The organism is Tepidibacter sp. Z1-5, from assembly GCF_037844525.1.
Classification (GTDB): Bacteria; Bacillota; Clostridia; order Peptostreptococcales; family Peptostreptococcaceae; genus Tepidibacter_A.
This window is the reverse complement of the sequence record NZ_JBBMMD010000004.1, coordinates 22,429-45,985: the sequence shown is the minus strand read 5'-3', so window position 1 is coordinate 45,985 and position 23,557 is coordinate 22,429. Positions and strand designations below refer to the sequence as shown.

The 23,557-nt window shown below is 28.3% G+C and carries 21 protein-coding genes; 2 read left to right on the top strand and 19 right to left on the bottom strand.

The window, feature by feature from the left end; genetic code table 11:
* Window positions 1–22 precede the first annotated feature (22 nt).
* From speD to WJW32_RS00875, 11 genes are all read right to left on the bottom strand, one after another.
* Window positions 23–439: an adenosylmethionine decarboxylase gene (speD, locus tag WJW32_RS00925; protein ID WP_340253617.1), complete on the bottom strand. Its 417-nt coding sequence runs from the start codon at window positions 437–439 to the stop codon at window positions 23–25.
* A gap of 308 nt (window positions 440–747) precedes the next feature.
* Window positions 748–2,199 carry an aminotransferase class I/II-fold pyridoxal phosphate-dependent enzyme gene (locus WJW32_RS00920; RefSeq protein ID WP_340253614.1) on the bottom strand — a complete coding sequence of 484 codons (1,452 nt, stop codon included), beginning with the start codon at window positions 2,197–2,199 and terminating at the stop codon, window positions 748–750.
* Window positions 2,200–2,734: 535 nt separating this feature from the next.
* The gene (locus WJW32_RS00915) at window positions 2,735–3,589 is read right to left on the bottom strand and encodes a DUF3298 and DUF4163 domain-containing protein (protein ID WP_340253611.1); all 855 of its coding nucleotides are present in this window, start codon (window positions 3,587–3,589) and stop codon (window positions 2,735–2,737) included.
* 2 nt (window positions 3,590–3,591) lie between these two features.
* Window positions 3,592–4,086 (bottom strand): RNA polymerase sigma factor, encoded by a 495-nt coding sequence (locus WJW32_RS00910; RefSeq protein ID WP_340253609.1) that lies wholly within the window; start codon window positions 4,084–4,086, stop codon window positions 3,592–3,594.
* A gap of 169 nt (window positions 4,087–4,255) precedes the next feature.
* Window positions 4,256–5,008: an exodeoxyribonuclease III gene (locus WJW32_RS00905; protein WP_340253606.1), complete on the bottom strand. Its 753-nt coding sequence runs from the start codon at window positions 5,006–5,008 to the stop codon at window positions 4,256–4,258.
* Between the two features lie 157 nt (window positions 5,009–5,165).
* Window positions 5,166–5,564: a hypothetical protein gene (locus WJW32_RS00900; RefSeq protein ID WP_340253603.1), complete on the bottom strand. Its 399-nt coding sequence runs from the start codon at window positions 5,562–5,564 to the stop codon at window positions 5,166–5,168.
* Window positions 5,565–5,574: 10 nt separating this feature from the next.
* Window positions 5,575–6,972: a sulfurtransferase gene (locus tag WJW32_RS00895; protein ID WP_340253600.1), complete on the bottom strand. Its 1,398-nt coding sequence runs from the start codon at window positions 6,970–6,972 to the stop codon at window positions 5,575–5,577.
* 233 nt (window positions 6,973–7,205) lie between these two features.
* On the bottom strand, window positions 7,206–7,550 hold the full coding sequence (locus WJW32_RS00890) for a zinc ribbon domain-containing protein YjdM (RefSeq protein WP_340253597.1): 345 nt from the start codon (window positions 7,548–7,550) through the stop codon (window positions 7,206–7,208).
* Window positions 7,551–7,747: 197 nt separating this feature from the next.
* The gene (locus tag WJW32_RS00885; protein ID WP_340253594.1) at window positions 7,748–9,196 is read right to left on the bottom strand and encodes a histidine kinase N-terminal 7TM domain-containing diguanylate cyclase; all 1,449 of its coding nucleotides are present in this window, start codon (window positions 9,194–9,196) and stop codon (window positions 7,748–7,750) included.
* A 351-nt stretch (window positions 9,197–9,547) separates the two neighbouring features.
* Complete coding sequence (gene lepB / locus WJW32_RS00880; RefSeq protein WP_340253591.1) at window positions 9,548–10,084, bottom strand: signal peptidase I; 537 nt, start codon at window positions 10,082–10,084, stop codon at window positions 9,548–9,550.
* Between the two features lie 84 nt (window positions 10,085–10,168).
* Window positions 10,169–10,903: a hypothetical protein gene (locus WJW32_RS00875; protein ID WP_340253588.1), complete on the bottom strand. Its 735-nt coding sequence runs from the start codon at window positions 10,901–10,903 to the stop codon at window positions 10,169–10,171.
* A 1,373-nt stretch (window positions 10,904–12,276) separates the two neighbouring features.
* Here WJW32_RS00875 and WJW32_RS00870 point away from each other — a divergent pair.
* Together WJW32_RS00870 and WJW32_RS00865 are read left to right on the top strand one after the other, a co-directional pair.
* On the top strand, window positions 12,277–13,971 hold the full coding sequence (locus WJW32_RS00870; protein ID WP_340253585.1) for a molecular chaperone HscC: 1,695 nt from the start codon (window positions 12,277–12,279) through the stop codon (window positions 13,969–13,971).
* A gap of 20 nt (window positions 13,972–13,991) precedes the next feature.
* Complete coding sequence (locus tag WJW32_RS00865) at window positions 13,992–16,196, top strand: hypothetical protein (protein WP_340253582.1); 2,205 nt, start codon at window positions 13,992–13,994, stop codon at window positions 16,194–16,196.
* 260 nt (window positions 16,197–16,456) lie between these two features.
* Here WJW32_RS00865 and WJW32_RS14855 read toward each other — a convergent pair whose 3' ends face one another.
* The 8 genes from WJW32_RS14855 to WJW32_RS00830 all read right to left on the bottom strand — a co-directional run bounded on the left by WJW32_RS14855 (window position 16,457) and on the right by WJW32_RS00830 (window position 23,543).
* Window positions 16,457–16,582, bottom strand: a complete 126-nt coding sequence (locus tag WJW32_RS14855; protein WP_445330192.1) for a hypothetical protein — start codon at window positions 16,580–16,582, stop codon at window positions 16,457–16,459.
* Between the two features lie 60 nt (window positions 16,583–16,642).
* The gene (locus WJW32_RS00860; RefSeq protein WP_340253579.1) at window positions 16,643–17,746 is read right to left on the bottom strand and encodes a hypothetical protein; all 1,104 of its coding nucleotides are present in this window, start codon (window positions 17,744–17,746) and stop codon (window positions 16,643–16,645) included.
* Between the two features lie 492 nt (window positions 17,747–18,238).
* Window positions 18,239–18,718, bottom strand: a complete 480-nt coding sequence (rlmH, locus tag WJW32_RS00855; RefSeq protein ID WP_340253577.1) for a 23S rRNA (pseudouridine(1915)-N(3))-methyltransferase RlmH — start codon at window positions 18,716–18,718, stop codon at window positions 18,239–18,241.
* Window positions 18,719–18,823: 105 nt separating this feature from the next.
* The gene (locus WJW32_RS00850; RefSeq protein WP_340253574.1) at window positions 18,824–19,366 is read right to left on the bottom strand and encodes a tetratricopeptide repeat protein; all 543 of its coding nucleotides are present in this window, start codon (window positions 19,364–19,366) and stop codon (window positions 18,824–18,826) included.
* Between the two features lie 109 nt (window positions 19,367–19,475).
* Window positions 19,476–20,555 (bottom strand): serine protease HtrA, encoded by a 1,080-nt coding sequence (htrA, locus tag WJW32_RS00845; RefSeq protein WP_340253571.1) that lies wholly within the window; start codon window positions 20,553–20,555, stop codon window positions 19,476–19,478.
* Window positions 20,556–20,567: 12 nt separating this feature from the next.
* Window positions 20,568–21,365 carry an MBL fold metallo-hydrolase gene (locus tag WJW32_RS00840; protein WP_340253568.1) on the bottom strand — a complete coding sequence of 266 codons (798 nt, stop codon included), beginning with the start codon at window positions 21,363–21,365 and terminating at the stop codon, window positions 20,568–20,570.
* Window positions 21,366–21,442: 77 nt separating this feature from the next.
* On the bottom strand, window positions 21,443–22,204 hold the full coding sequence (yycI, locus tag WJW32_RS00835; RefSeq protein WP_340253565.1) for a two-component system regulatory protein YycI: 762 nt from the start codon (window positions 22,202–22,204) through the stop codon (window positions 21,443–21,445).
* 1 nt (window position 22,205) lies between these two features.
* Window positions 22,206–23,543: a hypothetical protein gene (locus tag WJW32_RS00830; protein WP_340253562.1), complete on the bottom strand. Its 1,338-nt coding sequence runs from the start codon at window positions 23,541–23,543 to the stop codon at window positions 22,206–22,208.
* Window positions 23,544–23,557 lie beyond the last annotated feature (14 nt).

Here is a 23,557-nt window from a genome sequence, read left to right as displayed (position 1 = left end):
TTTTTATTATATTCTAATTTTATTACTCTGCGTCTGGCTTAAATTTAATCTCTTCGAATTTTTCTTTAGAGTTATGTCTTATTCTATCTACAAGTCCTCTTGCAACTTCTGAAGCTTCACTTTTTTGTGCTTTAAGATTCTTTTCAAGATAATCAAATGCTATCCAAGGATTCACAGAATCTCCACAAGTAAATAAGTCAACAGAAGCATATCCATACTCTGGCCAAGTGTGTATTGTCAGGTGAGACTCTTGAATTATAACAGCTCCACTAACTCCCCATGGATTGAACATATGAAAACAGCTAGTAACCACAGTCGCATTTGCCTCTTTAGCCGCCTCAACCATATACTTCTCAATTAAAGCATGATTATTTAAAATGTCCTTATCGCAATCATAATACTCAACTAAAATATGTCTTCCTAATTGTTCTATTTTCATATCCATGTCTCCTTTTCATTGTAAGATTTAAAAAATATATAAATTCGTTTACTATTTGTAAACACTAAGTTTATTTTTGTTCTAAAAGTTTCTTATTTGTAAACTTAAAATTGATTTATACTGTTGTTTACTATTTGTAAACTTAAAATTGATTTATAGTAAATACATTATCTACTATACTATTTTTTTTGAGTTTGTCAATAATTTTTCGAATTTTTTTAGTTTTATACTTCAGAAAAATAATCCAATAATTATTATAACCATAAAAACACAGAGTACTCATTTAAATGAGTACTCTGTCTTTTTATTTATATTCCTAGAACCTTTATATTTTCAACATACGGATCCTCCGTATCAGTCATCATGCTATGTTGATTTTTGATGAATTTTATATATTCTATAATTTCACTACTTATTCTCTCTCCAGGTGTAATTATAGGTATTCCAGGTGGATATGCCATGATGGATTCTCCACTTACTTCACCTTCTGAATCTTCAAGCTTTATTATTTTTTTTCTAGCATAAAAAGCATCTCTTGGCGATACTACAATCTGAGGATTATTCAACACAACCTTATCAAAATCAACACTGCCTTTGTTATACTTGTCACTAATATCCTTAAGAGCATCTACAAGTCTTTTTACAGAATAACTATCATCTCCAACACTTATAATTGCTAATATATTATATACATCTCCAAGTTCAACTTGTATATTATACTCATCCCTAAGCACATCATACACCTCAAACCCAGTCATTCCAATCCCTTTAACACATATTCCAAGCTTTGTCTCGTCAAAATTATACACTCCACTTTGCCCTATCAATTCATTACCAAAAGCATATAATCCTTCGATTTTGTTTATTTCATCTCTAGCTTTTCTTGAAACCTCTAATACTCTCGTAAATACTTCATTCCCTTGAGTTGCAAGCATTTTTCTAGCTACATCAAGGCTAGACATAAGCAAATATGATGCACTAGTAGTTTGAGTTAGATTTAATATTGTTTTAACTCTATTTTTATCTATAATTCCTTCATTTAGCAGTAAAGCCGAGCTTTGAGTTAAAGATCCTCCTGTTTTATGAATACTAACTGCAGACATATCTGCTCCTAGTTCCATAGCTGCCATTGGAAGTTCCTTGTGAAATCTAAAATGAGCTCCATGAGCTTCATCAACTATAACTGCTATATTTTTTTTATGTGCTATTTCAATTATTCGTTTTAAATTCGATGTTGCACCGTAATAAGTTGGATTTATTATAAATACAGCCTTAACATCAGGATTTTCTTCAATAGCTTCTTCAATACTTTCAACAGAAACTCCCATTGCTATTCCAAGTTCATGATTAGTCTGTGGCTGAACATATACAGGTATACCTCCACTTAATATAAGTCCATTTATAGCAGATTTATGTGCATTTCTTGGGATTATAATTTTATCACCAGGGTTACATACGCTCATTATCATAGCTTGAACTCCAGATGATGTTCCATTAACTAAGAAAAATGCATGATCTGCACAATAAGCTTGAGCCATAAGCTCTTCCGATTCTTTGATAACCCCCACAGGATTACTTATATTGTCCAAACATTTCATGGAATTCACATCAACCTGCAAAACTGTTTCACCTAAATAATTCGCAAGTTCAGGCAATCCTCTTCCATGCTTATGACCAGGCACATCAAATGGGACTACTTCCTTTTTTCGGTACTCTTTTAAAGCATCAAATAACGGAGTTACATTTTGATTTTTTATCATTTCCAACCACCTTTTCCCGAAAATTAGCACTAGTGCTTATAATAAATGATATATTACTATTTAACCTTTATTTTTGTCAATAATATATTTTTTTAAAAGTTTCTATATCCTTCATCTATAATAGCTCCTCCTTCTAATAGGTTGTGTGTTTTCACTTCATATTATTTATGCAATATATATTTGTTTAAATTTCATAATTTGATATATCCAACATTCTCGCTTATTGATATATTAAATAATTTTTACTTAAATACCCAATGATAAATTCTATATTTTACTGATTAAACTTTATGCAATACAATAGCTATAAGAATTCAAACAGGCTACATTATTTTACAATGCTTATTTACACTCTTATAAATAATATGTTCAAGCATATTTTATTATTCTGTAATCATAGTGTTTAAAAATTAATAAATTTTATTCAAAGCACTATAATTTATTTAAAATTAATTTTATTAAAACAAAAATGCAACTTCGTTTATTCGAAATTGCATTTTTGTTTTAATTTATATTTTGTTTTTATTTTTTTAAATTATTCTATAACGAACTCTTGCTCACCCATATATCCAGGTGCTATTTCATATTTATCAAACACAACTACTACTTTTCCATCTTTGTTTATATAAAAATTAGGCACTTTTGTTATTCCATTGAATCCCATATCTCCTTCAAAGAAACTATTATTTTCGTCTTTTTTTCTTTCTTCTATTTGGGTATATACGCTCTCATCTATTATTTTTTTATAATCTTTTCCTAATATATTCTCTATATTTATAATTTCATTATTTGTAATATCTATATTATAGTAATAGGTTTCTGCATATGCAGTCGCTAATGATTCATGCTGATATACAATAAAAGATATTAAATTATCATTAACTGATTTAAGATTATAATCCACTGTAACTTTTATTTTTCTAAAGCTTTCTTCAGTTCCTCCAGTCGATATATATGCATCTTTATACTCCTTAGCTCTCTCTTCTGCTTCTTTTACTCCAGACTTCATTTTTTCATATATTTCATCATTTATTTTTTGCTCAATCTTTTTATCTGGTAACCCCTCAACCTTAGGTATTTTAATTTCTGCATCTACTACATCACTATGAATTTCATAATCTTTAAATATCAACAATTCAGCTATACTACCTATTATAGGAACCTTACTCATACTTTGAGCAAAAGATTTATTCATATTCAAAGTAGTTACAAACATTCCTGCAAATACAATAAATATAGATGCTGCTAGTGCAAAATTTCTTATATACGATGGTCTTTTTTCATTATTTTTCTCATAATTTTTTATAGTAGAATTAACTATATTCTCTAATTCATTAGGTATTTGTATAGAGTAATACTCGTTTTTTAAATCTTTAAGTTTATTATCCATATTTACACCCCTTCTCCCATAATTAATTTAAGCTTATCTAATGCACTGTATAACCTAGATTTAACAGTGCTTATATTACAATTTGTCGTCTTAGCTATTTCATCTATTTTCATATCTTCAAAGTATCTTAATACTACTATTGTTTTTTGATTTTCATCCAATTTATCTATAGCTTCATATAAATCTATATTTCTATCTAAATCATATTCTCTACATTCACCTTTATCATTTATCTCATCTATAAGTAATACCCTTTTGTTCTTCCTTATATGATTTATACTTGTATTTATTATTATTCTGTACAACCAAGATTTCATATGCTCCGAATTTTTTAATGTGTCAATCGAGGACAATGCTTTATATATAGACTCCTGAACTATATCTAATGCCTCTTGCTGATTCTTTACATAAGTATATGCAAATCTGTACAAACACTCTTGGTTATCAGTTATATATTTTACGAGTTCATTGTAATTCTTGTTTTTACGTCTTATCATAACCCTATTCCTCTCTATATTTTTTATATTATTTAATCTTTACTATACTTAGACGTTTCATAGCTTTAAAAAGTTTAAATATACATACTAAAAAACAAATGGCATTAAAATATTTGCCACATTAGCGTTATTTTAATGCCATTTGTTTTGGGATTAAACGTATATAATTTTATTTTAATATAAGTTCAATAGGGCAATGATCCGATCCTATAACTTCAGTATGTATATTTGCTGAAATCAATCTATCCTTCAATTCTTTTGATGCTAAAAAATAATCTATACGCCAACCAGCATTATTGGCTCTAGCATTGAATCTGTAGCTCCACCAAGAGTATACCCCTTCTTTATCAGGATTAAAATATCTATAAGTATCTATAAATCCAGAATCTAAAAGATTAGTCATCTTCTCTCTTTCTTCATCTGAAAAACCTGCATTTTTTCTGTTTGTTTTAGGATTTTTAAGATCTATTTCTTTGTGAGCCACATTTAAATCTCCACAAACTACAACAGGCTTTGATTTTTCTAGATTTTTAAGATAATCTCTAAAATCATTTTCCCACTTCATTCTATAGTCAAGTCTTGCAAGCTTTGTTTGAGAATTTGGTGTATATACTGTTATAACATAGTAATCCTCAAGCTCTATAGTTATGACACGACCTTCTTTATCATGTTCCTCTATTCCTATCCCATATTGTACTGATATAGGCTTAAATTTCGTAAATATGGCCGTTCCAGAGTAACCTTTTTTCTCAGCATAATTAAAGTACTGTTCATATCCTTCAAGCTCAAGATCTATCTGACCCTCTTGTAGTTTTATTTCCTGCAAGCAGAATATATCAGCATCTATTTCTTCAAAAAACTCCATAAAATTCTTTTTAACTATAGCCCTTAAGCCATTTACATTCCAAGATATAAGCTTCATAATAATCTCCTTTATTAAACATTGTTTTTAACTATATATAGATTATACCAAATATTATTATGCCTAAACTAAGTTAAACTATTTTTATTAATATAGCTTAGTTTTTGATAACCCACCAAAAAAAGCACCATATCTATAAAAGATATAGTGCTTCTTATTATTTATTAATAATGATTCTTATCGTCTCAATTGCAATTAATGTTTCTAAAACTATCAATATATAAGCATATGTGTTTAATTCCTTCATATAAGGCATATGAAATGCTGTAATTAAAACAATGCCATATACAGCAAACATAATTATACTTCGCTTACAATTACAGTTAAGCCTTCTCTTACATATTAATAATACTCCTATAAACACAACTAATAGTACTATAGAATGAATCATCATTGCATCTTGAGTATATACTTTAGCTAAATACTCCATTTTCTTAAAATATAAATGTTTCATAACACCAGCTTTATATCCTGATAAATACTCTAGAACTAATAGTGCTATAAATCCTATAAACTCAATTCCATATAATGTGATATTAACAAATTTATTTTTCAAACTTTTTCACCTACTTTTTAGGCTCTCCTGTTTCAGTTGGATTACTAGGGTCATTACTCCATCCAATCCATCCATCACTAAATATAGATATATCGTTAAGTCCAACAACATCAGCATAAGTATAAATCTCAGCAACTCTCCATCCACTACCACACATGAATGATAAGTGCTTATTTGTATCTATACCTTGTTTTTTCCAAAGATCAAGGAATTCATTTGCATTTCTCATAGTCTTGTCTATATTTCTATAATAGTCTAATGAATAAGAATCTGTTTTTCCTGCATATCCAAATACTGATCCAGGTACTCTCCCCATTTTATCATGGTATGAATATCCACTTGACTTACCTATATGCTCATCCCAAGTACGGTTGTCTACTAATGTGAATTTATCAGGTGTTTTTAATCCTGCTTTAGTTTCTTCCATTGTATCTATAACATCTGGATTCCCTGGTATAACTCCACCAAAATCTTCAACTGGTGTAGCTTTATTACTTGTAGTTTCCAATTCATATCCTGCCATAGTCCAAGCCATTGTTCCACCATTTAAAACTCTTACATCATTAACTCCTATATATCTAAGTACTGTAGCTACTCTATATGAAGACATAGGTTCTTCTCCTGTAACTATTACAGTATCATCTTTCGTAAATCCATATTTAAGAGCAACTTTTTTAAGAGTTTCATCATCAGCTAACATCCACATCATTGGACCTTCAGTTGTTGGAGGTTCAATTTCATCTGTATTTATATGGAACGAAGTAGGAATATGTCCATTTGCATAAGAAGTTTTTTCTTCTCCCCAACTCGCTTCAACAATTTTTATATTTTTAGCATTCTCAAAGCTTTCTGGTTTCTTTCCATCAATAACATCTTTTGTAATTGATGCTGGTACAACTAATTGATAGTTTTTGTATTTTTCCATTGGCAATTTTTCATCATCTGCCCATTTATTAACGTCATATATGTATAGGTTGTTAAATCCTTTTCCTTTTAAATAATCAGCCACGTCTTTAGAATCTTTTCCATTTGCATCATATAAAACTATATTTTTATCTTTTGTTATTCCCTTTGTTTCAAGTGCTTCATTTAAAACCTCTTCTTTATTAACCTTCTTTTTATCTACTTCCACCTTTAACCAGTTAGCAGAAAAATCTACAGCTCCTTTAATTCTTCCACCTCTACTAATACCATCTAACTTCCATCCATTGAAAGCATCATTTAAACGTGTATCTACAACTACCCAAGATTCATCTTTAAGTGCATCTTCAACTTTTTGAGTATCAGCAATATTATATTCCTCTTGAGAACTATTATTTGCTTCTTGGTTTTTATCATCATTTGAACATCCTGCAAGACCAAATATAACCATCATTAAAGATAGTATTATTATAAGTGCTTTTTTCATGCTAGCTCCAACTCCTCTGACTGTTTTTGGGACTAGTATATCATTATATGTCGGTTAGTGTAAATCATTATAGATTTTTTCTATAGTTAGAATTTTTATATAATTTTTTTTAATATTTATTGTCATAATTTTATAAAAAAGCAGCGGATTTGATTTTTGGAAAAAGAAAAGCCCGACCTTTTCTTATAAAATCAAAGAAATGTTGGGCTTCTTATATACTTTTATATTTAAATCTATGCCTTTTTAACAACTGAAGATTTTAATTTCATAGCTCCGAAACCATCAATCTTACACTCTATATCATGTTCTCCATCAGATGGATTATGAATTAAACGTATATTCTTTACTTTTGTACCTATTTTTATACTTGATGAACTTCCTTTTACTTTAAGGTCTCTGATTACTGTTACAGAATCACCATCATTTAAGATATTTCCATTTGCATCTTTTATAACATTTGTTTCTTCAGCCTCTGACTCTAAAGACCATTCATGAGCACATTCTGGACAAACAAGAAGACTTCCATCTTCATAAGTATATTCTGAATTACATTTTGGACAATTTGGTAGATTAGTCATAATTTAATTTCCTCCATTCATCATTTTTGATTCTAATATATAAAATTTATTTTTAGTTTACTTTTTATAAAAAACATATATGAGTTTCTTATCGGATTATATACTATCATAGTTTTATAATATTGACAAACCTACCTATAACCTCCGCTTAAAATCACTTGTTGCTTATGTCACAGTTTGTATTATAGAAAAATCTCTTAGTATCTAATTTGATTGCGCCCTTTTTCCTTTGCCTCGTAAAGTTTTTTGTCAGCTTCAATAATTGCATTTGATATCTCACCTGTTGTATATTCAGCCATTCCGGCCGAAAATGTAAATCTTAAATCATGTTCACTATATGCTATTTTTTTCCTGAATACCTCTGATTTTCTAAATGCCTCATTCAAATTACCATTCTTAATAAACATGGCGAACTCCTCGCCTCCATATCTACATACCATATATTCTTTAAAGAAATTTTTAAATTCATCTCCAAAATAACTCAGTACCTTATCACCTTCAACATGGCCGAATCTATCATTAATATCTTTGAAATTATCAATATCAATTATGACAAAAACACCTGCAGTCGCATCTCTTTCAATTTTGTCCATAAAATAGCGTCTGTTGTAAATTCCAGTCAACGTATCCGTAGTTGCTAGAATTTCAAGCTGTTTTTTGGCCTGTTCTGATTCGGTTATATCATTTACAACATAAAGTCTCCCTCTGTTGTTTTTCATTTCGATAACCTTGAAATTGTATGTCCTGTCATCTATTTCATAACTATCCCGATTTAAATCAAAATCATATTCAATCAATTCTCTAATCGAGCGAATAGATTCGCCAGACCTTATGTTTTCAAGTGATGGGAAAAACTGTTTTGATGCTCTATTAAAGCTTATAAGCATTCCCTTCCTATCTACAACCAACACAGCTTCATCTATAGCATTAAATACCATTTCATGAGTTATGGGGGTCAAAAAAAGTATATCATACCTGAAAAGCCCAACTCCAATTAAAAGACCCATAAATATATATGAAAATGGCAGTAAGTCAATATATCTTGGCCCCAATCCCAAAATATATACAATAAAAACTACCATCTGTATTGTGAGTCCCAAAAGCATAAAGAAAGATCTTTTTCTGTAGTCTCCTTTTGATTTTTTAGATTTCATAACAAAAACTACAATGCCGTACATATTTGAAATGCATAATGCAGTCACCTGCACACAATACCAAATTCCTTTTTCTAATTTCAAAACATTGAATCCCAATGAAGACTCAACTTTAGCTGAAGTATAATACAGCAAGTGATAAGAATTTGTATTAACAAAAACTAAGGTGGCGATATTAACCGTTATCATCAAACTTAATACATATCTATTAGCTAATTTTTTCTCATCTGTATACTCCCTTGCAAATAACATAATGAGAAAAGGATAAAAAGCCACTCCTATATATTCAATTCTTATCCAAAAATACATCTTTTCTACGGTATCACTTAATAGCTCAAACGTATAACCTAAAGAATGCAATGTCATTGCCATCAAAAGAATAAAAAATGCAAAAGCCCCCGGAACTTCTTTTCTTTTAATCGCATAAATAGCTAGATTACTAAGAAATATTGAAGATATAATTAGCAGAATACTTAATAAAGCTTGGTTCATCAATCTTTCTCCTTTAGAATCATTTTAAAAAAACATTTGAATCTATTATATCAGAATTTTCTAACCATTTTAATGTAAATTTAGTAAAATATTCAATTTTATTTTAATTATGATATGATAGGCGCAACTTATTGGAGGTGTTTTTATGAAGGGCTGCGATACGTTCAGCTCTAAATCAGTTTGCTCCTTGCAAAGACTACACAAAGTCAGCTATGATTTGTTTGGAGCCTAAGCTGTTAAGTTAGCTGAGTTGAATGAATATGTATATATAAAATAACAATGATATACATGTCGGTAGTGTAAAAAAAATAAGGCTAAGTATTTTAACTAATACCTAACCTTACTTTTTAATTAATCTAATAAAGTAATTTTATTAAATGGATATAATCTTACAAATGCTTTTCCTACTATATCTTCTGTTTTTACAAATCCAACTATATCCTCTCTACTATCAAGACTTTGTCCTGGCAGTCTGTTATCCCCCATAACAAATAAACTGTCTTTTGGAACAGTTGTATCTATGTTTCCATATGTATTGCTTCCATTTATATAATTTTCTTTTATTTCTTTATCATTTACATATACTTTTCCATCTGCAATTTTTATTTTATCACCAGCAGTTCCTATTACCCTTTTTATTAAATGTTTTTGTTTACCATTTTCCATAGTTATTTGAGATTTAAAAACCACTACATCTCCTTTTGATGGAGTATCTATTTTGTAAGATACTCTGTCCATAAGAAGATAATCTTTATTGTCAAGAGTTGGATTCATGGAATGACCATTTACAGTAGTAGGCTTTATAAGCATAGTTATAACTAATACTAACATAAATGATATAATTATAGTTTTTCCTATTTCAATAAGTTCTTTCATAAAATTATTCATTAATACCCTTCCCCATATCTATTTTGTTTAAATTTTAAAGAGGTATTGCAATTTTACAATACCTCTTTAACTCAAATATATTTTTTATCCAACTAGTCCTTTTTCTTTATAATCTTTAGTATTTTCTATTGCTTTCTTTGTACTTTCTTCATCTGTATAACTAAAACCTGCTACTTTTTTTGAAACTGACTCTACTGAAACAGTTACAACTTTATTTTCTCCATATTTATATGCAATAGTGCATAATGATGGATCCATTCTTACATCTCCTAAGAACTCTAATTTTTCTACATTGTCTACTAGTTTGTTTTTCTTTATGTAATCTAATACAATTTTCTTTGCATCTTCTGTTTTTATTTCTTGTTCTTTTGTACAAGTTCTATTTCCATCTATTATTGATATTCCCATTATTTGTCCGCTTTTTTCGTCTATTCCTATACAATAACCTATACCCTTATGAATATCTTCATTATACTTATCTAACTCAGCATCTGTCATACTCTCTATATCCTTGTTATTATCATATGTTGTCCAAGTAATATTCCAATGATCCTTTCCTTCAAAATTATATTTATCTCCTACTTTTAATAATTTTGTTTCTTCAAATAATTTTTTTTCATCTATATTTGTATTTAAATATTTTTCAAATGCTTTTATAGCCATTTCTTTTGCTTGTTCTTTGTTTACTTGTGCATTAACTTGTACTGCTTGTGTTTGTGATACATTGTTCATTGCTGCAAAACTTTGTACTCCTCCTGTTAATAACATTCCTGCTATTAATGCTATTGGTAATCCTTTTTTCATTTTCATAAATTTCATAATTTATTCCCCCTATGTATTTAATTTCTTTCGTTAAATTCATTATACAAATCAAATATATAAGAACTATGTTTTTTTTGTAATAAAGTTGTAAATAAAAAAAAGCCATTATCCTATTTATAAATAAGATATGGCTTATATGTAGCCACAATATAAAATACTAAAAAGTAAATTAAATAGGCACATAGAAATAAATATATTCTTCATGTAATTTTTCTCATCAAAATTTATATATTTTTTAATTTTATAATTCATATTAATATTCAACAATTTCAATATCTTTCTCTAAAAATATAGGTGCTAGTATTCCCACGATAAATGGTGTTGCTAATAATATTACTATTATATTAATCATCATTTTATTTCAACCCTCTTTCTTTTAAATTTATTTTTTTATTATGATTTAATTGTAACTTTTGAATTTATTAAAAGTATTGCTAAGTTGTCATACAGTTGTAAAAAGTTAATTTCAAAATTCTATTATAAATCCTGCCTAACCTATTAATTTTTAACATTTTGATTTCCTTTTCATTTCTTATCTTAATTAAATTATATAAAAATCATATATATCTAACCATCGATTTATATTACATTTGCTCTAATTAATATTACATTTTTGTAATTTAGTACTCCTAAGAAGATTCGAATCTTCGATGTACAATTTAGGAAACTATAAATCAAAAAAACCGCACCTATTTATGGTACGGTTCACCCTAACTACTTCAAATGAGGTTTTTCTGTTTAGTACTCCTATCTCAAATATACATAATTATCTGGTATACCTTTACCTAATTCTGTTTGATATAAATATTAAATACAAATCCACAAATTTCAAACCCATTTTAAATTATTAATATATGTTTAAATACCGGATCCATCTGTAGTCTATTAACTAGTTTTTACATTATAATTTCCTTAATTATAAAACACTTATATACATTCTATCCTTTTCTTTTTTTTAGCATAATTATGTTATAATTGTAATAAAAACACATTTAAATGTCGATGATAAATTCAATGACTGTGATTATGGGACATGCTCTAACTAGCTTTTTATGTAATAAATGATTTACAGAATTATGTTTATATTATGTCCAATAAATTATTAATTTTAGTGAATGGATTATTTGTATTACTTTCAATTATATTTAATGAAAGTGATATATTTTAGTGGATTTAAGATAATTGGCTTTACTTATAATAAGGTATTTGTATATAAAAAAAGAAAATCTCCTTGTTTTTAAATGGAAGTTTCAAGTAATCATTAACAAGGAGGTTTTCTTATGTTATCTAATAAAAATAATAAACTAGTTTTATTCGATATATAACAAATTAACCTTATATGATTAACTAATATTAAGGAGGAGATTATTATGGCTATTATTGGAATAGATTTGGGAACAACAAATAGTTTAGTTGCTATATGGAAAGATGGACAAGCACAAATTATCCCAAATGTTCTAAAAAAACATTTAACACCATCGATTATAAGTGTTGATGAGAACAATGAAATTTTAATTGGAGATGTAGCAAAAGAAAGACTTATTACTCACCCTGAATCAACAGTATCTAATTTTAAAAGATTTATGGGATCATCGAAAAAGTTTAATCTAGGAACTTATACCTTTACACCCGAAGAATTATCTTCATTTATCTTAAAGTCTTTAAAAGAAGACGCAGAAAAATATATATGTGAAGAAATTATAGAAGCAGTTATCAGTGTTCCTGCTTATTTTAATGATGCTCAGCGAAAGGCGACTAAAAGAGCAGGTGAACTTGCAGGGCTCAAGGTTGAAAGGTTAATTAGTGAGCCAACAGCATCTGCTATAGCCTATGGGCTTCATCAGGAAAATGAAGACACACAGTTCTTAGTATTTGATTTAGGTGGAGGAACCTTTGATATATCAATACTAGATCTTTTTGAAGGTGTAATGGAAGTAAAAGCTATCGCTGGGGACAATTATTTAGGTGGTGAAGATTTTAATAAACTGCTTGTTGATTATTTCCTGCAAGAAAATGATTTAGATTTGAATGTATTAGATAAAAAGACATTATCAGCTTTATGCAAACAGGCTGAGCTTTGCAAAAAAGCATTATCAGAACAAGAGAAAGCAAGCATGATTTTAACTATAAACGAGGAATCTTTTGAAACTGAAATCGATAGAAATAAATTTGCAAAAATATGTTCAGATATATTTTTAAGGTTACGTCATCCGGTAGAAAGAGCTCTTAGAGATGCTGACATATCACCAGCAGAAATTGATACAATTATCTTAATTGGCGGAAGTTCGAGGATGCCTTTGGTGAGATCCGTAGTTAGCAAAATGTTTAATAAATTACCATATTCTAATATAAATCCAGATGAGACAGTAGCCTTAGGTACAGCAATACAAGCAGCTCTAAAAGAAAGAAATTCTGATTTGAAAGAATTAGTATTAACAGATATATGTCCATATACCCTTGGAGTGGAAATAGTAAATAATTTAGGTAAAAATAATTACGAATCAGGATATTTCCTACCTATAATTGAAAGAAATTCGCCAATACCAATAAGTAAAGTTGAAAGCTTAGTAACTATTAGGGATAATCAAACCAGGATGGTAATCAAAGTATATCAAGGTGAAAGTAGACGAGTTGAAAACAATATAAAGCTTGGAGAATTAAATGTTTCAGTACCACGTGGAAAATCAGGGGAGCAAATGGTAGCTCTTAGATATACGTATGATATAAATGGATTACTAGAAGTAGAAGCTACTTTACTAAGTACAGGAGAAAAGAAATCATTAATAATTCAAAACTCCGAAAATTTAATGTCAGAGGAAGAAATAAAGAAGCGTATGTTAGAGCTTAAAGATATAAAAATTCATCCAAGAGATAAACTTGAAAACAGGTTGTTTTTAGCTAGGGGAGAAAGATTATATGAAGAATCACTTGGTGAGAAACGAGAATATATAGCAACGTTATTGGATAATTTCGAAAGAATTCTTTTAACCCAAAATCCTAAGCTTATAGAGAAAAATGTAAAGTTATTTGCTGAAAAATTAGATCAATTGGAGAAATATTATTAATTATGAATTGGTGGGAAATTTTGGAGATACCATATGATAGTGATTTAAAGACTATAAAAAAAGCCTATGCAAAATTATTAAAAATATACAATCCAGAAGATGATCCTGAAGGGTATCAAAGACTTAGGGAAACATACGATACAGCTATAAAATATGTTAAGAATAATAAACAACAAGATTTGCATATTAACTTAGTTGAAAATATTAATGATGAAGTAAGTATTTTGGAAGATAAAGCAAATATAGATAAAAAAACCATTGAAAGACAATATCAAAATATTAATAATAGTTATGAACAGCACACTAGTAATGATGTAAATCTACAAATAGAAGAATTTTTAGATAAGCTAAATGAACTTTATAATGATAATTCCTTAAAAAGTGATATTAATGCATGGGAAAAATTATTAAACAATGATGTAGTTTGGAATGTCTTTAGTTCACTTATTATAGAAGATTATATATTTGAATTTTTATTAAATCATGAAGATTTGCCTCTAAATATATGGTATATATTAAATTATCATTTTAATTGGACTAATAAAGAAAGAATGTTATATGAAAAATATGATGAACAAAAAGTTGAAAAAGTTCTTAAAATCCTACAAAATATTGGTCAAATTAAATATGAATATATAAAAGAAATAGATCCAAATTTCATTGAAAAATATTTATCATTATATAGTCAAGGTAGTGAGTCCTTAAAAATTAGAGATTATTACCAAGCTCAAGAATCTTTACTCGAGGCTTATAAAATATTCAATCACGATGAAAAATTATTAAAAATATTAGGAGAATTCTATTATCAGTTTAGACATTTAGAAAAATCATTAGAATTCTTTGAATTAGCCTTTAAAATAGATCCATTTGATTTAAGGATTAATTTGTTTATTGGAAGTATTTTAACAGGTATGGGCCGTTATTTAGAAGCACTACCATATATTGAACCATATTTAGCTTCTGATCCTGATAATGAATTAGCATTACATAGTATAGGATACTGCTATTATTTTACAGATAACTTAGTGAAGGCGAGAGAACGATTTAAAAGACTGATAGAACTTCAACCTTATAATAGAAGAATAAAAAAATATCTAAGGAATATAGAATCAAAGTTAGAAGGCAAGAATGTTAAGACGTTAAAGTTAAAAACGTATAACCCTAGAATGAAAAAGGCTATTAAAAAGAAAAAACAAAAACCCAAAACAGAAGCTTCTACGGAAAAGGTAAGATTCAAACTAATTATAATTTTACTAATAGCAGCAGTTATAGTCTTTAAATTATGTTTCATGTTTCAATCGCCAGTTAATAATAATGATACTCAAAAAATTACAGAATTACAAAATAATAACGATAAACAAAATGATAATAAAAATGAGCTTCTTAATGAAGACGAGACAGTTTTTAAAACAATAAGAACCAGGGAAGATCTGCGTAAAGTAGACTACTATATTAATGTAAGGATATATTTAGATGAGATAAAACCAACAGATTATTTTAAGATATCAGAGGAATTCAAAGGTAAGAATATACTATCAAAAGAAGAAATTAAGGATAATAATCTTCAGGAAAAGATTGAAAGTAAAATATATGTAGGAATTTTTGATACTGGTTCTATATTATTTGCGGATAAAAATTATGATCTCAATAAAAAGATTAAATATAAATTAGAAGGAGCTATGTGTGCAATTGATAGCAAAACTTATGAAAGCATTAAAACACAAAATAAAAATAATAAAGATTGGAGAAATGGAATATATATAGATTGCTCCCCAAAAGAAGTTGAAAGGTTAAGAAAACATAATGAGTCTTTAGAGGTACATAATGGTACAAGGATTAAAGTTGTCAAGACACTAAAGGAACTTGAAGAAAGCCATTCTGTATTATTACATTATGTATATTTAAAAAACATTATACCTCTTAATATTTACGTTTATGTTGATGAAAATGGTAAATTTGATTTTCGTAAAAAAGAAGAACTTAATGAAGAGAATTCTAAGAACAAAAAATATACGAAAGCATTTGTTGGCCAACTTGAAGGGAAAAATATTATGTTTATAGATAATAATTTTTCAATGAATAATGCAGATAGTAATAGGGAATATACTATTGAAGGCTATCCCTACGGATTTACAACAGAAGGGGATATACATTTACCAACTGAGAAAGGACAAAATGTTGATTCAGTGAAGATTGAATCATATTTTATATATAATCCAAATTAAAAAAAATAATTATTAGCATATAAAAAGCAACTAATATGAATGTACAATTTAATAGTCTAATATAGGCTACTGCTATCATTCATCCCTTTCGAAGGGAGGTCATACATATTAGTGACGACGTTTTAATGTTACTATTTGGAGCAGGATTCTTCTTGATAGCACTATTAACATTAATAGTGCTATTAGTTGTCTAAGTAACTAAAGTTGTATGCTATAGGGTGCTACCAACACCCTATTTTTATTTTGCTCATTTATTATACTTATATTGCATATGTTATTTCATTATTTTTGAGTATCTGTTCAATTTGCTTTAATATTAATCCAATTCCTTCATAATATCGTAATATTCTTGTTGAAATTTTGAATATCTTAGATACTTGACTAATAGTCTGCAGTCCATCTCAAATCCCATTCAAGTAAATAATAATATAATAAAATATTTAATTTTATTTAAGAGATTTTATAAATTTTTGGATTTTACTTATAATCCCTTTCTCTTGTTCTTTATTTAATAAACTATCTATCCATTCTTCTACTTCTTTTTCTGTTAGCTTCTCTAAAATTTCTATATGAGGTGATAGTCCATCATGGCATTTAGAAGAAAAATTACTATCCCAGCTTCTACGTCCCTTTATGTTATCTTCCTTCATAACAATAATAGGACATCCTTTCAGCTTTGGAAGATACTCTGGAGGCATTTCTCCAAAAATCATGTTACTTAAATTTGATTTTTCTTCTTCTTGTCCATTTATTGCAAGATAAGTTTGATAAGAACAATGAGCTTCTATTGTATATACTTTTTTAGGATAAAAAGTCCCTATAGCAGTATTATAAATTTCCTCATTAAAAGTGTAATCTTTAAGTCCATAATCATTATGCCAGCCTTTTTTATATAACTCTGCTTCTAATAATGTAAAAAGATAAAAACAGTTATGAATGTCATGAACCTTCATCCAAAAACCTTTTCTTATTTCTGGCGCTAATACTAATACCTTAAAATCATAACAAGCATCATGTACAAATGTTACATATACTATAGATCTTATATATGGCTCTAAAAGTTCTAATTTTTGATATAATTTCTTTTCTCTCAAATAATAACGACTTTCCGAAGTTCTTGTAATAACAGCCATAATTGCAAGTGTTAATAGCTCGCTTCCATGATAAGCCTTAACTTCATTTGGGAAGTTTTCAAGTAATATGTTCCAATCTACATTATTTATATCTGGAATTTTAGTTATACATTCAGCACTTAAATTAATCACTTTTTCAAATAAATCTATTAAATTATTTCCTATATCAAATACATTATTGCTTTCAATTAATGCTCCACAAAAATGGGCAGTCGCACATGCCTTTGATATATCCATTTCCTTTAAGAAACTCCCTAGTATTTTTAATACATCTGCTACAATATTAGGATTTTCCTCAGTATATTTATATAACTTTTGAAACCTTTCATTTTCATAAAGATTCTTAATTTCTATAGCTTGACTTTCTTTGCAAGGCTCCTTACACCATTCAATATAATCGGATAAAACTTCGTTCAATTAAATCACCTCTAATTAATTTTCTTTTCATTGGTCAGAATATCACCTCTATGTAACTGCTTTGCCTCAATATCGGATAAAAGAATACCCACATTGCTTCCAACAGGTGCTATATTCATTTTGCCTACTCTTGGATTTTCCATACTCATGACTTTGGATAGCAGCCTGTTTCCATTGGTATCTATAATATATACATCGTCACCGCCTCGAATATCTGAACCTTTTACTATACCAACTACAATACAGCCTGCTGTTTTAATTGTAAATATATCGTCAATATAAAATGTATAAATGCATCTTGGGACTGTAAATCCAATTTTTTGCTAAATAATTTATTCAAGAAACCCATCTTGTATTACCTCATTATTTTCCATTAAGATACTTTAGGCTCTGCTTTTTATTTATAAATTTATCCGTTACTTATGGTATGATGTTTTATTAGGCAAAAGCTTATCCTCCTAGTCATATCAACAATTCAAAAGAAAACCGCCTTTATTTGTGGTAAGGTTCCCCCTTAATTATCCTAAAACTTCTATACACCTGCTCAAGAAGTATAAGTCTCATAAGCTGGTGAGGAAATGTCATCTTTGAGAATGAAAGCTTAAAATCTGCTCTTTTTAGCACTTCATCAGAAAGACCTAGTGATCCTCCTATTATGAATGTTACATTGCTCTTTCCCATTATACTAAGATTGTTTAACTTATTAGCTAAGTCCTCTGAAGACAAATTTTTTCCATCAATAGCAAGTGCTATAGCATAAGTTGTATCCTTTACATGAGATAGAATCTTCTTTCCTTCTTTATCCTTTATCATAAGCATTTCTTTTTCGCTTAAATTCTCTGGAGCCTTCTCATCATTAAGTTCAACTATATCTAACTTACAGTATTTAGTTAACCTTTTACTAAACTCATCTATTCCAAGCTTTAAATACTTTTCTTTAATCTTTCCTACAGTAACTATTTTTATATTCATCTTTAAATCCTTTCTTTAAATAACTTAATTCTATTCACAAAAACAGGTCTATATAAATGTTAGTGATTGCTTTTAGATATTTTTATAGACCTGTTTTTATACCTTCTACATCTTATATTTCATCATTACATATCCTTTAAGCTGTTCAAATTTTACTTTGTTGTATCCTCTTTTTATAGATTGTAATAGATAGTCTCTAGCATCTACTTCATTATCATGTATAAGTTTTATTATTGCTAAATTATAATAAGGTATACAAAACAAGTCATCTAGCTCTATTGCTTTATTGAAGTAGTTAGTAGCCTTTTTATATGACTTTGATTCTAAATAGCATATTCCTATATTGTTATAGCATTGGGCTTGTAGGTTGTGAGTATATATTCCTATATTGAACATTCTAAGATTATTAAGCCAAGGCTTCTCATCCAACTCCTTTAAAAAAGCCTCAAACTTCCCAGCTGCACTCTTAAACTGCTTCTTATAAAGCATCTTTTTCCCATCATAAAAAGTTTTCCAGTACACTCTTTCAACCAACAACCACATTATTACAGGTATCGCTATTATATAGTACATGTCCTCAAGAGCTAAAAAGACTCCTATACATATAAGTGTCAAGTATATAAGTCTATTTATTATAACTCGTTTCACAAATATCCCCCCTAATTTCAATCTAATAATATATTATCCTAAAAACTAAGTTTTTTCAAAATAGATATATAAAAATAATGCTTGGATATAAATATCCAAGCATTATTTACTAAAAAGTTATTTTTAATACTTTTTCTTTTCCGCCTCTATTAACTTTAACCTCAACAACATCCTCAGGTCTATGCTTATAAAGCTCCCTAGTTAAATTGCCCATTGTCTTTATATCAGTTTCTCCTATTTTAACTATTACATCTCCTGCTTTCATTCCTGCCTTTTCTGCTGATGAATCACTCATAATTTGGTATACATATATACCTTCATTTACAGCTAGCTCTTCACCCATTCTATCTTCAAAATATTTAGCATCTACAGCTTTTATTCCAAGAGTAACTCTCTTAAATTCACCTTTTTCTATAAACTGATCTACTATAGGTTTTGCAATATTTATAGGTATAGAAAAACCTAATCCCTCTCCAGTTTGAATTTTAGCTGTGTTTATACCAACAACCTGTCCTTTAGAGTTTAAAAGTGGTCCTCCACTATTACCAGGGTTGATAGATGCATCCGTTTGAATCATATCGTCTACAGACTCATACTCATTTACCTTAATGCTTCTATGTAATCCACTTATAACACCTTGAGTTAAACTTCTTTCAAACTCAAGTCCAAGAGGATTACCTATAGCTATTGCTATATCTCCGACTTCTACCTTATCGCTATCTCCAAGTTCTGCTACTGGAAGTCCTTTTTTATCTACTTTTATTATAGCTAAATCCAGCGTTGAATCATTCCAAAGAACATCCGCCTTTTCATTACTTCCATCATAAAAAAGTACATTAACTTCCTTTGCATTTCCATCTCCTATAACATGAGAATTAGTAAGCACATACCCTCTTTCATCTATAATAACACCAGTTCCTACTCCGCTTGACTCTCTAGCCATTCCAAAAAAACGGTCTTTTTCAACAGTTACTGTAGTTATACCTACAACTGATGGCATAGCTTTTTTAGCTACTGCCTTATATATGCTTTCTTCTTCTCCTGAATTTACTACTATTTGAGTATTTTTTTCTTGTCCATTGCCAGTTTTAATATCATCTAATATAAAGTTTGGAGCTATATATAAAGTAAGCAGACTTCCTATAATAGCACCTATTAAACCTGTTATAAAATATCCTCCTCGTTTCATCTCAATCACTCCTTACACAGCGTATAAATTTGATACTGTTCCTCTTCTTAAGACCTCAAGTTCTAAGTTCTTTCCTATTGATATGTTTTTCTCTTTCAAAACACTTTTTACTGTTTCAAATGCTAGTTCTGGAAAATTATTTTCTTTACTTAAATGAGCAAGTAATATCTTTTTAGTCCCTCTTTTTACGAGCTCTACACAAAACTTACCTGCATCTTCATTAGACAAATGTCCTTTATTAGACATTACCCTTTGTTTAAGATAATACGGGTATGATCCCATCTTTAACATCTCTACATCATGATTAGACTCAAGAACTACCAGCTTTGAATCAAATAAGTTATTCTTTATATTATCACATACATGCCCTAAATCCGTAGCTACACTTATTTTAGTAGTACTTCCATTATCTAAAGTATATCCCACAGGATCAGCTGCATCATGATGAATAGGAAAAGCCTTTATATTAATATCCCCAATAATAAAAGGAATATCATTATCAAAAAATTTAACATTATCTTCTTTCAATTTTCCAAGCTTATCTGTCATACAGTTCCAAGTATTTCTATTTGCGTATATAGGTATATTATATCTTCTCGATAAAATTCCCGCACCTTTTATATGATCTGTATGTTCATGCGTAATCAGTATTCCTGAAATATTTTCAAGGTTTTTGTCTAATTTTCTTAAATTTTCTTCAATTTTCTTGCCACTAAGCCCTGCATCTATTAAAATTTTAGTATCTTTATACTCTAAATAATGACAGTTACCACAACTGCCACTAGCTACTGAAGCGTAATTAAAACTCATCTTCAACCTCCAATTTATCATTTTAAAATATATTATACCATTAAATTCGCTATTTACGAAAATATAAAAGCCTTCAATTATAAATCAAAGGCTTTTATATATATATATTCATTATTAACTTTTAATCTCCAAACGGGGCCTATATCCCCTTGTTCTATATCCATATTATTAGATTCAAAATAATATCCCAATCTTATTTCATTTATAACAGAATCTTTTGGCATCTGACTATAAGCAGACATAATAGCTTCCACACTAGATATAACTCTTTTTTTCTGTTTCTTTTCCTCTATAGGAACTATCCATAATCTTTCAAATAAAAAATCTTTATTATCATAAAATACAAACTTCATATAGCTATCTTCCAAAAAATAATCTTTATATTTTCCAGTATATATAATTTCTATACAATCTTGTTTATTAATTGTAGACTTTAAATAAGTATCATCATCAAAATTGTATTTCTTCAAAAATTTCTTAGTAAACGATGTACATTCATTTATATCAAAATCATTTATATCGGACTTTCCATTGTACATTATATGCTTATTCTGAATCTTATATAATCCACTTCCTTTAAATACAGCATCTAAGTCAGACTTACTTAAGTCCTCATACTTTATACTTAAGGTACTAAGACTTGGTATCTCTTTAGGTATTTGAGTATTTATTGATATATTTTTAGTACTTAACAATTTATTCAAGTTATTTATAGAACTATCACTAAAAATATCCTGACTATCATATCTAAATACATTTATATAAAGATTATATCCCAAAACTATATTGGTTAATATAAATGCAATAATTAGTATGGTTTTAGATTTTGACCAATCCATTCTATAAAACATCCCCTTTATAGGCATCAAATACATATACCTCATTGCCTATAGTTACTTCCCATGATGGAATAAAGTGATTATCCTTAGAAAAATATATAAGCTCTATCCCGTTTATATTTTTCCATACCTCTTCACCACTTTGATATTTGAGGTTCTTTTTCAACAAAGAGAAATTCATGTTAAGTATTTGATCAGGTGGTATTATATTCTTATCTTTATTTCCATCCACAGATTGATCTACTTCTTTTAAAAAACCCTCATAGCTATAAACATCTTCTCCAGCTATTTTTATTTGTATAGGATTAAAAACATTATCAGTCTTTAGTTTGAGATTATTAACTTTATAATAAAAATTAAATTCATATGAATTTATATTGTTTATAGAGTTTTGTTTTACACTATACAAAGATAAGTTATCTATATTTATATTCTGATTAGCTAAAAAAGCTAAAGCTATATTTAAAGATTGATCCAAGCTTATATTTTTATTCTCTATATCTTCATTTAAAAATTCTATATATCCATTATTATATATTCTTAAGGTCTTCTCTCCATATCCGTATATGAATGTATTATTGCCATTTTTCTCAACGATCCTATTAGTAAAGTCATACTTATTACCTAAAATATTTTCTCCTATTTTTTGTACTACCTTATCATCTTTGACATCTATAATGTTCTTCGAACTAATATTATCATAAGAAATACCATCTAACTTAATAGGAATTAATGTATTGTTATCTATAGTAAATAAGCTGTCTACAGTGAAGTATTCCGTATATTCTTTTTTCTCAAGCTTATCTACCAAATCTATATGCTTTACCTTATCTAAATCTACTTTATATACTTTTTGTTTATTATTCAAAAAATATATAGACTTATCATCTACCAACGGTATAAGTATTTCACGAATATTTCCAATATCACTTATAGCACTTTCATTTAAGAATATGCTCCTATTTATCAATTCAACATCTAATCCTTTAGCAAAATTAGCTTCTATACTCTTCATATTCTTTTTGCTTAAGTAATTATCATAGCTTATCTCACTTATCTTTTTTTGTTTAGACAATTCCTGCTTTAACATGATTTTTATTTGATTCCAATATTCATCCTGTATATCCAATATCTCAGTACTACTTTTTCCTCCTCCAAAGTATACGAATACTCTGTATGGTCTTACAACTGAATAAATATTGTATTTTATATTTGGACTTCCATATATCTTTTTAAGATCAAATTTAAATCCTACCAAACTTATATTCAACAATAAAAGAAAGGCCGACATAAAAAACAATATTGCTAACGTATATGTTTTGAATTTTTCTTTATTCACAATTTAACACTCCA